We start from the raw sequence: 14,884 nt of genomic DNA on the forward strand, positions 1-14,884 counted from the left end.
GAGCGGCTTCGCTGGAGCTCAGGCGTGGTCGAAGGCCACGTCAACCGGATCAAAACGCTCAAGCGCGCAATGTACGGCCGGGCCTCCTTCACACTCCTTCGAGCCCGGATCCTCACCCAGCCATGAGCTCACGAAGCTGCGGTCAGAGCCCTTTTCAGATCGCCAACACTGTGGAGATAGCAGGGTGGACAGTGTGAGTATGAGGCTGCGGCGGAGGACAGGAGCAGAGCATGGAGCCAGGTGAGAGGTGGGCATATCGCTCCGCGCCATACCACGGTTCGGTCAGCGAGGTTGAGGTACTCAAGGTCGGCACACAACGCCCGCGCCGGGTGAAGGTGCGGTTCGTCGTGGACGAGGAGGAAGGCCGCGAGGAGTGGGTGCCGCCAGCGCGGCTTAGGGTGCCGTGGGCGCAGAAGGACGAGTGGCTGGAGAGCCAGCGTCGGTGGGACGAGCTGACCTGTGACGGACCGGGCGATGAGGATGCCGAGTTCCTTGCGGCGAGCACGGTCTTCGACGAGTGCTCGGTGGAGGGGGTGGTCTCGATGGGGTGGAACTATCGCGAACGCGGAGTCGTCTATATCGACGACGTTTCTGCCTTGGCAGCCGTGCTGGATGTGTCAGAGGATTTCTTCGTCGCTGATCCGCGTGCCATCGTCGACGACGCAGGTGCCGTAACAGCGCCGTGGCCTACTACGCTGGGCGTCGCTCGTTTGCTCGCCAGGTCCCAGGCCGAGTCCTTGGTTGCCGTCCTCGCCGAGGAGGAGGAGCGGACAAGGCGCCGGGCTGTCTATGGCGAGTATTACCGCGGACGCGGCAAGAACCCGGGCACGCACATCAGCGCGGAAATCTGCGCGGAGGTAGATCGCATGCACAAGCCCGGCAGGGACCTGGTCCTGCAGTGGTGCGGGGCCGAAGCGGTCGACAACCGTGCTGAGCTCACGGCGTTGCGTGACGAAGTGGTGCGCATCGGCAAGCTCATGGAGGAAGCGATCCGCTCGTTGCGGGAGGCCGGGCGGCCACGGGTAGCGGACAAGTTTGAGCGGCAGCTCGGCGTCCCGCTGGAAGTACTACGCGAGGCCCCTGGAGGCGATGCGTATCCGTAGACATCTGCCGACAGCATATGAGGAGAGCCGAAACCGTGGGGTCTCGGACCACTCTCAATGACCGCCAGCTCACCGTGCTTCGCCGCATTTGCGAGGGCAGCGCGCCGGTCACCTCGGCAGACTCGGCTCTGACTGCCACTGTGTACGCGCTGCGGAGGCGTGGACTGGTCACCACTGCTTGGGCTGACGGCCGATGGACGGCCGCCCCCACCGATGCCGGCCGGCGGACTTTGGCCGAGGCGGACGGCATCGTCACGGCAGTGGTCCCGAGCTCAGAAGAGACAGCGTCCGGTGTCGACTTGGAATCGCCGACATCGGCAATGATGACGGAGGCGGCAGCTCGACTGATCGCCGATATCGAGCGCTCGGGAGGTTCCCTTCGGATCAGCAATCCGGCGCCGAAAGAACGCGCCAGGATGCGCCGCCTCCTGCATGCCGCCAGGGCCACACACCAGGTCCCAGTTGGCCACCACCTTGAATACAGCGGGCGCGACAAGGGGGACCTCGTCATCCGACTGGTCACCGGCGAATATCCCAGGCGCGCCCCGACGCCAACCGAGCGTGTGCCCGTTCAGAAGGACCTCCTGCCGGAACAACTACATCCCGTTGTCCGCCAAGCCGCTGTGCCCGTCTGCGCGGACTGCCGGAAACGTGCCCGCCAAATCCTGCATGCGGTCTGCTTGGCGGCGGAGCAAAAAGACTTCGCGATCAGCAACGCAGCACCCGAATCCGACGCCGTCTTGTCGATCGGTGCCCGCGTTAGCGAGTTCCCCGTCGTCCTGACGGAGGGGGTCGTCGAGGTCCGTGATCCAGAAGGCGTGCAGTACGCCTGGCAGCGCGTGACAGCACGCACCACATGCCCCTCCCACGAACTGGAGATCGGTCTGGCCTACGACTGGGCGCACCGAGGCCGCCGCTACCGTTGGGGCGACCGGAAGCGCTGGCGGCTGGAGGACAAGCTCCCCGACCTCCTGCGCGAAATCGACCAGCGCTCTCGGATCGACGAGGAACGACAGCTCGCACAACAGCGCAAGGTCGAAGAGACCGAGCGACGCTGGCACGAAGCCATGGACCGAGCACGAGTAGCGTTCATCCACGCGCACCGGAAGAAAACTTTGAACGACCAGGTCGAGGCGTGGAACGAGGCGTCACGCATCCGTGCCTACTGCGACGCTCTCGAACAGCACCTCCAACAGGCGCCGACCGGCGACGGGGACAGAGTGGATGCAGTACGGGAGTGGCTCTCTTGGGCACGTGACCACGCCACCCGTATCGATCCAGTACCTCGATGGCCCGGCATGCCAGAAGACCCGGATATCAGTCCCAGTGATCTCCGTCCCCACCTGGAGGGCTGGAGCCCGTACGAACCCAAACGAGACCGCTACCGGTAGCCGCACTCACCCAGACCGAGGTCGAACCGGAGCCGCATCTGGGTACTGACTAATTCGTAGCCAGCCAGGTCCGGTGCGCTGAACGGATTGGGCAGGACGGAGATGCGTCGCCGCGTGTGGTCCAGGACATGAGAGACGTACACGATGAAGTACGTCTCGCCCGGCTTTAGCCGGGAGGCGCACCGTACCTCGGACTCGCCGAGGATGATCTCGCCGCTGTCGCCAGTGGAAGCCTTCACCTCGTAGTAGTAAGTCTGGTCGCCGTCGTGGATGACGAAGTCATAGCCGAGCCGGTCGTCTCCCTGCTCCCCGCCGACGAGCCCGTGGACGCGTAGCCCGGACTTCCACGAATCCTGTGGCGCCACGCCGAACTGCTCGTGCAGCCATGCAGCCACCGCTGCCTCACCGGCGAGCCCGACCGCCGTGGTCAGGTCTGTATCGGCGGCGGACGCCCGGAAGGCGCCGCCCGGGGACCTGTTGCCGGACGGAGTACGGGGCCGTGGAATCCGGGGTGTCAGCCGCGCAGCCGACCGGGCCGGGGTGGCCCGCTGCTCGGCCGTGAGATCGGCGGCCACTTCGCGGGCGAGCGCTGGCAGATCATCAGGCCGTGCAGACAGGGATTTGCCGTTAAGGAGCACCGCAGGTGCCGAGCTGGATGTGCCGGGCTGGGAGCCGCCCGTTCCACTGCCGGCGCTCTGGGCAGTCACGGGCGAGCGTTTCGTGCCCAACCCGAGGTCCGCACGCCGGTCCGACAGAGGCATCCCCTCGGGCCAATATCCGCAGGTCTTCAGCCAATCGAGCAGCGCTTTCGTGGGCAGGACCTGGAAGTCCAGCAACCCGTTGTCATCACGTTCACGCAGGATGTCCTGTGCCGCTGGAATGACTTCGTACTGGCCGAGGCTCTGGAGCTGCGCCCACTCCTCGATCAGTTGCCGCAGTCGTGGCACTAGCTTGTGGACCGCTGTGTTGAACGCCTCCCGCACGTTGGCCAAGGGCTGCAGCCGCAGTGGTGCGGCCGACACGGCAGGCAAGTTGGCGCGCGCCCATGCGTCGGCGTGGGACTGGAGCAGTTTGTCGGAGAGGTCCCACAAAGTCGTATGCCATGACGGGTCCGGAACGAGGTCTGGAAGGGAACGCAACCGCACGTATCCGGACAGGGAGCGGCCGGACCGGTACACATCCGCGTGGGCGTCCCGGACCCGCTCGGCGAGCGCCGCACGGTTCCGCTGGAGCCAGGTCGCGAACTGCCTCTCGTGTCTGTCCCTGTTGTCGATCTGGGCCAGACCCAGCGTGTGCCAGGCCCGGTTGGCCTCGGCCAGCGAGACCGAGAGAGAGCTCAGTTGCCGTTCCGTGTCGTCCTCCTCGAGCAACCGCACGAGCAGCCCGGCGCTCTCCGCGCCTATTCCGTCGGTGAGCCACGCAAGGAGGGCGGTCCGATCGCGGAAGTCCTCCATGCGTTGCTGCAGTTCCTCCGCCAGGTCGAGGTCGAGGCAGGCGAGCAGGGGGACAATCCGCACACTGCCGGAGCGCTGCGAGGTCCGCTCGGCGAGGACCGCCTCAAGCTGGTGCGGCCTGATATCCAGGACGGCAGCGATGTCCTCGTCAGCGACTAGGTCCACCTCCAAGCCGCGCTCTTCCAGCTTCGTCAGCGTGGCCCACAGGTCGCCCGCGAGGTAGGGAGCGCCGATGAGCGCGGCCACGGCCGACGCGGCGTTGCGCAGCACTCGCCATCTGGTGCGACGCCCGGTATGGACGACGACGATGCGGGAGCGGTCCGGGTGCGGGTGGAGCAGAGCGCGGTCCGCTCCGTTCTCGGTGAGGCGGTGTCCCGCGATCCAGACGACGGCCTCGTCGGCCACGGTCACGTCACAGCTCCGCAGCACCCCGTCGACGTCCGTCACCATCACGGGTTCCGGGCGGGAGGCCCGTTCCTCGTCGAACTCCACCACTGCCGCCACGAGGGTGCGCAGCCACGGCCCAGCGTACTCCGGCAGAGACGTTCGGGGCGCTTTGTGGACGGGCAGCCGGTCCGTCTGGATGTCGTGCTCAGCGTCGACGCACCGTTGGACGCCGAATGGTGACGTCTGCTTGAGGAATGCGTGGATCCGGCCACCGAGGGCCTTATCGCCGACCGGGATCACGGGGACGGCGACACGGTCCAGGAGCGCCCGGTTCTGGGCACCGTGCGGGTCGGGCACGAAGACTGGTTCACCAACTGCTTCGGCGTCGAGCACCTCCAGGACTCCTGCCCGGGTGACCAGCAGTCGCTGGGGTGTCGTGGGGAGCCGACCGTCGGTGCTCGGAGCGCTGCTGCCCTCCGGGAGCAGCTGTGCCCATGCCTTTTCGTACTCCTGCCTGATCTCGTGCGCGATTCTGCCCTCTCGGAGATGAGGGTCGGTTTCCACGATGTCCGGCAGGTGGCGGAGCCGGTCAGAGGCGGTGTGGGGATCATCCCAGGAGCGGCTGCCGAGCAGGCTCAGCCGGTCTCGGAGCCGGCCGGACTGTCTGCGGCGCAGCGTCGCAGGCACCACCGTGAGGAACGTGGGCGGATTCTGCGTGCCGTACCACCACCAGGCGGTATCCGCCGTGACGAACGTGGCACCGGCTGACCCGCGCGGCACGGACGTCTGGGGTACCCACGGTTCGTGTGCGAGAAAAGCCGACAGCGGGGTCGGCCACAGGGTCCCGCTGAAGTCGCTGTGGCGGATGAATCGCATCTCCAGCGCGGTGTCGGGCCATGTGGCGAGCCCGTGCACGATGAGCTCCGCATAGAGTCTGCGGTCCTCCTCGGAGAAAGCCGCGTAGTCGCCCTGTCCAGGCAGGATGGCAGGGTGGGTGCGCGGTCGGTATTCGACGCTGGTGTAGGGGACGGGGCGCCGGTTCGGCCAGCGTGCGGCGGTGGCTCTCCACTTCGGCAGCTGAACGGCGCCGTTGCGGGGAGTCGGGCACCAGAACCAGCTGGGCCGGTTGAGGTCTTCTCCCTTAATCTTGTCGACGAATGACTCGTAACGGGGCCGGAGCCCATGAACGACGCCATGCCTTTCAAGGAAGCGCCGCATGGCATCCACTGGGATGCCGGTGTCCGCGCAGAGGTGCTCGGGGCTTTCGAGGAGTCGGCCCGCCGTGGTGGCCAGTACCCTTGAGAGGCCTTGGACGCCGGCCAGCAACCGGGTCAGCGTGTCGTCGATGGAGGCGTCCTCACCGGGCCAGCCCGGCCCGAACATGGCCCGGTTCGCGTCGAGCCAGCCCGCCCGGGTGGGTACGTGAAGATTCTTGAGGACTGGAGCCTTGCGGCTACCGCGTTCCAGCGCATATGACACTGCGCAGGCGTAGCGCAGGCACTGGAGCCGTACATCACCGTCCTCATCGTCCGCGCTCAAGGCGGATGCGACGACATCGAGTACTCGCTCAACCCCATACTCGTGGACGAGGTTCCCCGTTATGAGCCACTTCCGTCCCCGGGCTCTGCGCTTGCGCCGCTTGCTGGACCAGTCGATCGACTCGTGCAGAAAGAACAGGCGGTCGGACAGCGCCTTGGGAAGTGGAGGCAGAGTGCCATTCCCCGTGGGCCCCCGGTCGAGAAATACGCCCTCCGTGCCGGCCAGTGCCAGCGTCATCGTCGAACTGAGGACGATCCGCCTGCCTTTCAGGGCGGAACCGTCGGGGAAGCACTGGGACAGGTCGTAGTAGAAGTCCGCCCACCAGCTGGGAACGAAGGTACCGTTTCCTGCGGCCAAAGCGAGCTGTTCCGCCCAGGCCACGAGCAACCTCACCGACGGCTCGAGTCCCAGCCCTCTGGCACTGGCCAGATCAGCCAGCTGCTGCAACCGGCCGGGGTGGAGGTCAGGGTCAACCAGATTCGTGACCCCCGTGGCGGCGACCGCGGGAGGGGTGAAGACCAACGCGGTGGCACCGTGTTTCCACAGGAACGCCTGAGACAGCGACGTCCGTTGGTCGGGCAGCGTGCCGAGCGCGGGGATGAAGGGCACATCGTCGATGTCTTGGTCCAGCTCCTGGAACGCCGAGTCCAGCCGGCCGATGGCGTCCTGTCTCCAGCACATCAGGTCGACGAGTGCCGCGGGCGGCAGCCGCACGCGATCTTCCGCCTCGGCAAGTGTCGCCCTGGCGCACAGATCAGCGACCGTCTCGAGCAGCAGGCCATTCCACGGCACAGCCTCGTTGAATGAACGGCGGTTCATCTCGGCGAGGAACGGCGCGTGCACATAGCCTCGAACGGGCGCCGGGATCTGCTCACCCATGGGCAGAAATGTGTAGAGGCGCCCGACGGCCAGCGGATCGCCGACTGGGACCGCCACCTGGACTTCGGCCTTCTTCTCCCAGGCCGCCCAGTCGTGGCGCATCATGCGCTTCTCGATCGACGCGGTGATCGCGTCCCGCGCCCGGTCCGGGTCGACCTTCCCACGGATGACGATCAACTGGGTCCGTCGGCGCAGCGTGACTCGCTGCACCTTAAGACCGCGCGAGTTGTGGAGCGTCTCCACCTCGCGTGCGTAGTCTTTACGCCGGGACTTTCCCGCGACCTTCCGTACCAGCGACACTCGCTCCAGGCGGTCCAGGAACAACTCGAACGGAGCCGTGTCGTCCATGAGTTCCAACAGCTGTGCCTCGGCGGCCGAGCGGGCCTCGGCGGACTTCAGCGGCAGGCGCACTACAGTGACGAAACCCTGGCGCGCGAAGCGCTGGGCGGCTGTTGGTACGTCCTCCAGGAAGACCGGCACCTTAAGCCGGAGAAGATTCTCCCTCAAGTAGGCAGAAAATCCGGATCGTTGGGGGGCCACATCGCGCGCTAACGCTTCGAAGTCGTCGAGCCGAGCGAAGCGGAAGGTAAACCCGTCGAAAACGCGGGACCCGGCCTGGGCCACGCTGTACACCTCAGGTGCGTCGCACAGGTGCAGCACACTTTTGAAGCCGACTCCCTTGTGGCCGATCCCCTCGTCAGCACGCTTACTGGACAGGGCGATGCTGCACAGAGCCTTGAAATCCCTGCCGCCGAACAGCTTTCCACGGTTGGCCACGTACAGGGTTCCGTGATCGCCCTCGTCCTCGTCGAGCATGATCTCGACGCGCCCGTCGGCGGCTCGCATCGAGTGGGCGTCATGCGCGTTCTGGAGTAGTTCGATGAGTACCCGTCCCTCATACTCGGGCGAGATGATCATCTCCGCGACGGCTTTCGCCTCACGCGCCGCGTCCCGGCCGTCGTCCCAGTCCCGCAGACAGCCCCGGACCTCGATCAGGGCTCGATCTCGGACACGCTTGCGCAGGGCAGCAGTTCTTCGCGACGGTACGTTTCTTGCCCTCGACCGATGTTCCTTGCGTGCCATACCGCCCCCATTTTCTCGCCTGCCCGCCGAAGGCGACTCGGCCGATGATCCTACTGAGCGCGCAGGAGCGGCGGAGGCCGTTGCGTCATGCTGGAGCCCCGGACGCGCTCATCAGCAGGTCGACCGGTGTAGCCGGTGCGGAGCAGGAAGGCGCTGCGGCGACCATGAGACTCGACGCCCAGGCTTACGACCCGGTGCTTGGCGTGGGGAGACGGGTCGGGCTGGGAGGCGTTTTCCGCCGGCTGTGACTATTGCGTGGTTTCAAGGGGAGCCCTCAGCCGCCCCGCTGCGGATACGCGGGCGATCCAGATGTCGCGGGGTAGCGGGATGACAGCTTCTCGGACGTAAACCGCTCAGTGGGTAGTCGAGAGTGCCGCCCTTCGCATATTCGGAGGGGCAGCGGCAACGGTAGTGAGGGTGTCCTTGGTTCCGAAGCCGGCACTCAACGTGCCTGCTGTAGGTCGTGGCAGCGCTGGTCAGCCTCCCGGCGGTAGGGCCCCGGGTCCTGCAGGGCCCGAGCCTGGATGAGCCGGTCGAGGAGCACGTCGCAGGGCGAAGTCGACGCGCCGCAGGTCCTCGCCGACCGGCTCGCCCGCCGCCTGGCGGACCAGATGCGTCTGGGTGGGCCGATCCAGGACCTGGTGAGTTGGCTGATGGCCTCGCTGCCCACAGCGCGGTGCGGATGATCCCGGCCTACTCCCCAGGGCTGCGGCGATGGTTCCGCCCTGCCGTAAGGCGCAGCGTGGCCAAGCTGCTGATCCCCGAGCCCGCGGTGATCCCTCCGTGAGCAAGCCGTTCGCAAAAGGCATCGCCTGCTCCCTGCACCCGCAGGGTCAGAGCCACGCCCTCACTCAATGCGATCAGTCCACTCGCCACCTGACCTCGGAGTCGCATCTCCCAGTTGGCGGTCGAAACGTTGCGGGGCTCCAGGCGGCGGCCAAGTCCCGTAAGCCATCCAGTTGCTCAGCCTTTACAGTCATACCCGGAGACCTGAGCCCTCCGATCTTACGAATGACTAGATCAACCCACGCCATGAAGGCAGGACAACCTTTAGTCGGAAGCTCCGCAAGACCCTGTCGCGAAGTCACGCTCACCAGCGATGAAGCTTGCGACAGCGCCGTCGATAATATCGAACATGATAATTCTGCCGCCGAACTTTGGCGCGACTGGCGCGAAAATGATATTTTCGCCACCGTAGTCGGCGGTGGTTGTGGTTTCCCCAGCATATGTCTCGAGTACACCGCTTCTGCTGGTGCCGATGTGAACACCCGAAGCTGTTGAGATATTCATTGATGGTGGCACGACGTAGATCGCAACAAGTCGATTTTGCGCGAAGCGCAGATATAGTCCCTTCGGCCCTCCTTTCACGATGTGGTCTGTACAGTGGCGACCAGTATCCCGACGCTCCTCGGAGATCGACAGCCCGATGGCCTTCTGCGCTTCACTGCGGTTCATCCCGATGCGCAGCGGACCCATGCCATTGACGGTGACGCGCTGGCTACTCAGATCAACCCGACTGTGAGCCTCCGACTTTGGGTGTGCCCAGCGCGTAAGACCCAAGCACGTCATCCATGGGTAGAGATGAATGCATTGGTATAGGGAGACTCCTTGCACTGCGCCCTTCGCTACCGTTTCGAAACAGCTATGACTTGACAGCCCCCACAAGGTGCCCACGGGGTAACCGGCCAATCTCGTCTTTTGAGTGATCTCCGTGATGCAGATAGCAGGAGCATGGAATCTCTGCACTTCTTGCATCAATGAGAGAAATTTTGGATTGGATAGCAGCCCGCTCCGGTCAGGCAGTCGTATGGCCTTCGCAACTCCCCAGTCATACCAGGACACCGAGAAGTGAGACTTCCCATCCTTGAGATTCGGGAATTCCGCCCAGCCTTGAAAGGTCTTCCCAGCTGGAACCCGCCATGTGCGATGCGGGTGTTTAGAGCAGTAGCTATTCACTTCATTGTAAGTTTTTCCAGCAACGGTTATTTTCGTATTCAACGGTCTCGTGCAAGTCAGCGTCTGAGGTGAAGAGCTCACGTTTTGATAGAGGACATTGATTTTGAGTGTACTTCTAGTTGCCTCGACAGTGGTGATGGCCAGTACCCACTTGCTGTCGCGGTGAATCTGCTGCCCAATTGCGTAGGTACCGGGGCGGGGCGGCGACTGTGCTGCCATTACCTGAACCGGATATAGCGCCGCGAAGAGCATCCCTGCCAGGGCGATAATGAGAGTGATTTTTCGGCGCATCTGGACACCCCACTAGATCCTTATCCATAATTGCTGGTCCTCGATCACAGCGAGATGCAGGAGCAGTGCCTCCCGCGGCGGCTGAAGGACTCTTCGATCGACCTTTCGTCGATGCACCTTTGCTACGTCGACCTGCAGTGCGGCGTTCCCGATCAGTCCGCCGATCCCGAAAGCTGATGGCGCGGCAGCAGACCCTTCTGCCTGCTGAGGCACCCCACCGCCGGGCGAGAGATTCCGCACTGCGGCTTTCGTCACGCTCGGTGAATGTGGGCTGCGACGATCACTCCGTCTTCAACGGTGTACGTGCCGGCGAAGTACCGGTGTGTGCCGTCGGTTTGCGTGGCATCAAGCTCAACCTCGACCGTGTTGCCGGTCACTGAGCGGATGGTGACATCATCTCGGGTTGTGTCATTGAAGGACTGCACGAAGGAGTCGTACGGCCGCCCAGTGATGTGCCTCCCGCCCAGTGTCCACGCAGCCACGTACTCACCGTTGTTGATGGCCGTAAAGTACGCATCGACGACATCGGCGGGGTCGGGTATGGGCTGGGCCGGTCGGGCCGGACCGTGGCCGGCTGCCATAGCGGCGACATGGTTTGGTGTTGTCGTCGACGCCCTCGGATCGGTCCCGGTGGGCTGGACAACGCCGAACAGTGCGCTGACTCCGACGAGTGCCAGGACGATCACGATCCTAGCCATCGTCGTCACAGAAGTTCCTTGTCCTGAACGTGGAAGCTTCGTCATAGGAAATCCCGAGAAATCCGCATGGACGGTGTTCCCTCTTCCAGCATGCGCGGGTCATCCCGCTACTGCATCTGCAAGCCCAACACGGGTAAATAGTTGATGAGTCGACGACGTGTAGAATGCTTGGCATCCGCATTGTGGTGGCATGAAGCGACTCGTAGCCCAGGCAGGCGTACACGTGGAGCCACAAGCCATGGCAGAGGGCGCATCAGGGCTCTAGCCTCGATCTTTCGTGACGGTCCGTCGGTTCCTTCGGCAAACCGTTTCGGCTGTTCGGGCTGGTGGCAGCCAGGCTGATGGCCCGGCTGTCGCGTCGGGTGGGCGCCGGGTTCCACGGCTCCGGTCGGGTGGTGCTGCTTGCAGGGAACGGGAATGTGCGGGTCAGCCGGGGTTCGGGAGAGCTTCGAGCCGTGCCAGGGCGTTGGTGATCACGTCGGTCCAGGGCCAGTGGCTGGCGAACCGTAGATACCGGCGGCGGGCGGTCGTGACGATCTGGGCGGCGGCGGAGAAGAGGCGGAGCCGGAGGCGGCGGGGTTCCCACCTGCGGGTTTCGTCGGCCAGGGCGAGCATAGGCATCCATGCGAGCAGGTCGAGGGCGATCTGGACGATCTCCAGCCAGATCTGGTTCTGCGCGGTGTCGTGCAGGGGCAGGTTGCGCAGGCCGGTGGCGCGGGCGGCCCGGATGCGATCCTCGGCCCGTGCCCGCTGGCGGTGCCGCAGTTCGAGTGCGGCGATCGGAAGGTCCGCTGTGTTGGTGGCGAAGCAGGTCAGCCGTAGTCCGTCGGCGTCGGTGATCCGCAACTGGGCGCCGGGGTGTGGCCGTTCCTTCCGTACGATCAGCCGCATGCCCCTCGGCCAGCCGTTCAGCACGTCACCGGCGATCTCGGCGACCCAGGCGCCGTCACGGATGTCGCCGCCGGTTTCGACGGCCGGTGTCCAGGCCGGGGCCGGGACCTTGAGCACTGCTTGGTGGATGGCATCGGTGATGGTCATGCCGACCGAGTACGACAGCCACCTGCCGCGCTGGGCCAGCCAGGCCACGAACTCGTGGGTGCCGCCGCCGGAATCGGTACGGATCAGCGTCCGCCGACCTCGCCGGTAGGTCTTCGGCAGCTGGCCAGGGCCAGTTGAGTAGTGGCGATGTGGTCCGCGGCGGTGTTGCTGCCTGCGTTTCCGGGCCGCAGGACAGCGGCCACCGGCTCGCCGGACCCGCCGGTGCCGTGGTCGACGAATCCCATCAGCGGGTGGTGCCCGAAGGTCTTCTTCCAGGTGGCGGCCGCGTCCTGCTTGTCGGAGTGGGAGATCACCAGGACACCGTCCAGGTCCACGGTCACCTGCCCGTCGGCGTCCGGCGCCGTGTCGCCGGCAAGTTGCCAGACGTGTTCGCACACGTGAGCGCGGGCCTGGCGGATCGCGGTCAGTGCACGGTTCCCACCGGCGGCGAGGGTGTCGATGAGCCGGGAGACCGTCGGATCTGAGGCCACCGGCCCGAACACACCGGGCTCTGCCCGCAGCATGGCGACATCGGCGAGACAGTCGCCGCCGAGCGCAACCGCGAGCGCAAGATCCAGCACCGTCTTGCCGGGATCGTGCACCGCCCGGGGCTTCCGCCAGGGTGCAAGTGCCGTCGATATCGCCTGATCCAGACCGGACTTGCGGACCGTCTCCACCAGCAGCACGGCCCCGGCCTGCGAGACGACCCCGCGACCGCCGCCCTCAGCGCGGACACGCGGGTACGACCCGATACGCTTTTTCACCTGGAAAGTGCCTCCGACAGGGGCGGGAACAAGGGCCTAGACAATCCTCATTCTCGCTGGTCAGAGGCACTTTCTGCTGTCCTGATCACCTACTCGACAGCCCACTTCGTGAAAGCGCGAGGCTAGAACTCCCCAAGAACCCTTGCGGCCCTGGTCGCGTCACGGCCGCGCCCCCAACATGCAGCGATAGCTGGCCTGCGGCGGCGGCCGTCCTTCCCAGGGCGGTCGCCGCCTCACCACCTGTGGGCGGGGCACGCAAGGCCCCAGCTGCCTCCAAGAAGCCGCACTCGCCCCACACGATCAACTACGGCGTGCAGCAATCAGGATCGGCCACGGCCTCGTCGTAGCAAGGCATCCCCGGGGCCGGGAACGAGGAGCAGGCCGCAACGAACCCGTAGCGGTCGCCTGCCGTCTGCTTCTTCGCGCCGAGCTGGGTCCCACCGCTCAGCGCACTCCTTCTCGCTGGGACTGGCATACGCGGCGGCGCTGCCGTCGGCGATCTTCTGTCGCTGCATCGCCAGTGCTCCGCTGCGTCCAAGCCTGTACGACTCGCGCACTCGATTCAGGTGTGCAGCACGCCGCTCGCCCTGCGTCGGCTTCCTCTTCATAGGCCCGGGTTCTCCGCCTTCCAGCCCCCGCGCACCCAGGTTACAGATCCCGCCCGGTAGCTGGCCGGGGAAGGCCGAGGCGCCTGTCGAAACAGGGGTCTCGCCGGTGGTGCCGAACGACGGTTCTGTCATGTTGATCAGGACGTTCACCCACAAATGCTAACTGGCCGTACCTGTACAAGACCCGGGCCGTTGAGCTCCCCACCGGTAGGCTCCCGGCGTGACTCATGAGACTGCGCGCGATACCGAGGGCGAGGCTCCAGGAGCGGAAGGCGCGTCCAACGCCGAGCGCCAATCGGACTTCTGGGCGTGTGAGCCAGACATCATCGACGCCCTGAGCGGCGCGAACCAGCAACTGGACGCTGCCGCAAGGTGGATGACTCTCGGCGGCAACCCCGTTCAGCCCGAGGATCTGGCCGCACAGCTGCATAGACTAAGCGGCACCCTCTGGCACGCACTGTTCGCAGTCCATCCCTGGCCCTGGGCGTACGGAGACCTTGAAATCGAGGGGAAGATGAAGCGCGCCGCTGCGCTCGCCAGCGAGATGGAACAGGTCCTCGGAGAGTTGGCGCAGAAACCTGTCCGCGACTCGGCTGGCCCGTCTTGACCGGCCTTGGGACATCGGTACAGCCGTTACTGCGAGGCGCCCGACGTGTCGGCGGTGCTGCGCCGCCAGGGCTGGACGCCCGGCACCACATGCTGACAGTCGACCGGCTCTCCCGCGCCGATCGCGCGGCACTGAAAGTCGGGCTGCTCGTGGGCAACCACGCGGTCACGGTCTCGGCGTCAACGGTGCCGCCATCGGCTGATGTCTTGGGGGAAGTCCAGGTGAGGTGAACCCCGCGGTGAGACACTACGCGGATGGCGATGAAGCACCTGGCCGATCTGCGGCAGTTGGCAGACGGGTTCACCGAGGCAAACGGCTGGCCGGATCTGCCCTGCCCCGCGTGCCTGGCAGGCACGCTTGCTCCCAAGGACAGCGATGCCATGATCACAGAGCAATCGTGGCTTAGCCGCCAGATGTACGAGAGGCCTGATGCAGATCCCGACTGTATCAGCGGCTATTTCCACGGTTCGCTGGAGTGTCGTCTCCCGTCGTGCGGTGAGATCGTTGTGGTCGCGGGAGAATACCAGGTAGAAGCGGGGGCTGGACCTCATGAGTACCAGGGAGAATTCTACGGGAATTCCTATAAGGTCCAGTGCTTCGTTCCGGCCCTCTCGCTCATCCGCGAGGATCACGCCTTCCCTCAGCGCGTAAATGATCTGATCGTCGCAGCTTCGGCGGTGCTCTGGATGGATCCCAGCTCTGCAGCGAACCGCGTCAGAGCAGCCATTGAGGAGCTTCTGACACTGCAAGGCGTCCCCAAATCGCACATATCAAAGAGCCGCAAGCGCATCAGATACACAGCGCACAAGCGCATTGAACTATACAAGGAGAGGAACCCGAGGTTCGCTGAGGCCGCGGACCTGCTAATGGCTGTCAAGTGGATCGGGAACGATGGCAGCCACGGCGGTGAACTCGGTATCGGTGAGGTGCTGGACGGTGTGGAGCTGCTGAACCACGCGCTGGAACTGATGTACGACACGAACGCAGCTTGCCTCAAGCGTAGGGCGGCCGAGATCAACAAGCGCAAGGGCATCCCGCGCAAGCGTGCGGCGAAAAACTAGGGCCTGTCTGGAGTTGTGGTCACGT

General features: G+C 65.2%; 8 protein-coding genes and 1 pseudogene. 5 read left to right on the forward strand and 4 right to left on the reverse strand.

Annotated elements, in window-relative coordinates; all coding sequences use genetic code 11:
• Nucleotides 1-347 precede the first annotated feature (347 nt).
• Nucleotides 348-1,103: a hypothetical protein gene (locus AC3EUV_RS12400; protein WP_435602892.1), complete on the forward strand. Its 756-nt coding sequence runs from the start codon at nucleotides 348-350 to the stop codon at nucleotides 1,101-1,103.
• Nucleotides 1,104-1,402: 299 nt separating this feature from the next.
• Nucleotides 1,403-2,494, forward strand: a complete 1,092-nt coding sequence (locus AC3EUV_RS12405) for a hypothetical protein (protein WP_435602893.1) — start codon at nucleotides 1,403-1,405, stop codon at nucleotides 2,492-2,494.
• Here the strand turns inward: AC3EUV_RS12405 and AC3EUV_RS12410 are convergent.
• The gene (locus AC3EUV_RS12410) at nucleotides 2,485-7,836 is read right to left on the reverse strand and encodes a sacsin N-terminal ATP-binding-like domain-containing protein (protein WP_435602894.1); all 5,352 of its coding nucleotides are present in this window, start codon (nucleotides 7,834-7,836) and stop codon (nucleotides 2,485-2,487) included. The two genes, AC3EUV_RS12405 and AC3EUV_RS12410, sit on opposite strands and share 10 nt — an antisense overlap.
• Nucleotides 7,837-8,360: 524 nt before the next feature.
• Between AC3EUV_RS12410 and AC3EUV_RS12415 the strand changes: the two genes are divergently transcribed.
• Nucleotides 8,361-8,522, forward strand: a complete 162-nt coding sequence (locus AC3EUV_RS12415) for a hypothetical protein (protein ID WP_435602895.1) — start codon at nucleotides 8,361-8,363, stop codon at nucleotides 8,520-8,522.
• 364 nt (nucleotides 8,523-8,886) lie between these two features.
• Here the strand turns inward: AC3EUV_RS12415 and AC3EUV_RS12420 are convergent, their stop codons facing one another.
• From AC3EUV_RS12420 to AC3EUV_RS12430, 3 genes and pseudogenes are all read right to left on the reverse strand, one after another.
• On the reverse strand, nucleotides 8,887-10,083 hold the full coding sequence (locus tag AC3EUV_RS12420) for a hypothetical protein (protein WP_435602896.1): 1,197 nt from the start codon (nucleotides 10,081-10,083) through the stop codon (nucleotides 8,887-8,889).
• 251 nt (nucleotides 10,084-10,334) lie between these two features.
• Entirely contained in the window at nucleotides 10,335-10,790 is a 456-nt protein-coding gene (locus AC3EUV_RS12425) for a hypothetical protein (protein WP_435602897.1), read from the reverse strand.
• A gap of 417 nt (nucleotides 10,791-11,207) precedes the next feature.
• Nucleotides 11,208-12,583: pseudogene (locus tag AC3EUV_RS12430) on the reverse strand (IS1380 family transposase).
• 828 nt (nucleotides 12,584-13,411) lie between these two features.
• On the opposite strand from AC3EUV_RS12430, the gene AC3EUV_RS12435 reads away from it, so the two are divergent.
• Complete coding sequence (locus AC3EUV_RS12435; RefSeq protein WP_435602898.1) at nucleotides 13,412-13,798, forward strand: hypothetical protein; 387 nt, start codon at nucleotides 13,412-13,414, stop codon at nucleotides 13,796-13,798.
• A gap of 254 nt (nucleotides 13,799-14,052) precedes the next feature.
• On the forward strand, nucleotides 14,053-14,859 hold the full coding sequence (locus AC3EUV_RS12440; protein WP_435602899.1) for a DUF4145 domain-containing protein: 807 nt from the start codon (nucleotides 14,053-14,055) through the stop codon (nucleotides 14,857-14,859).
• Nucleotides 14,860-14,884: the final 25 nt, after the last annotated feature.

The organism is Streptomyces sp. bgisy130 (assembly GCF_057708345.1).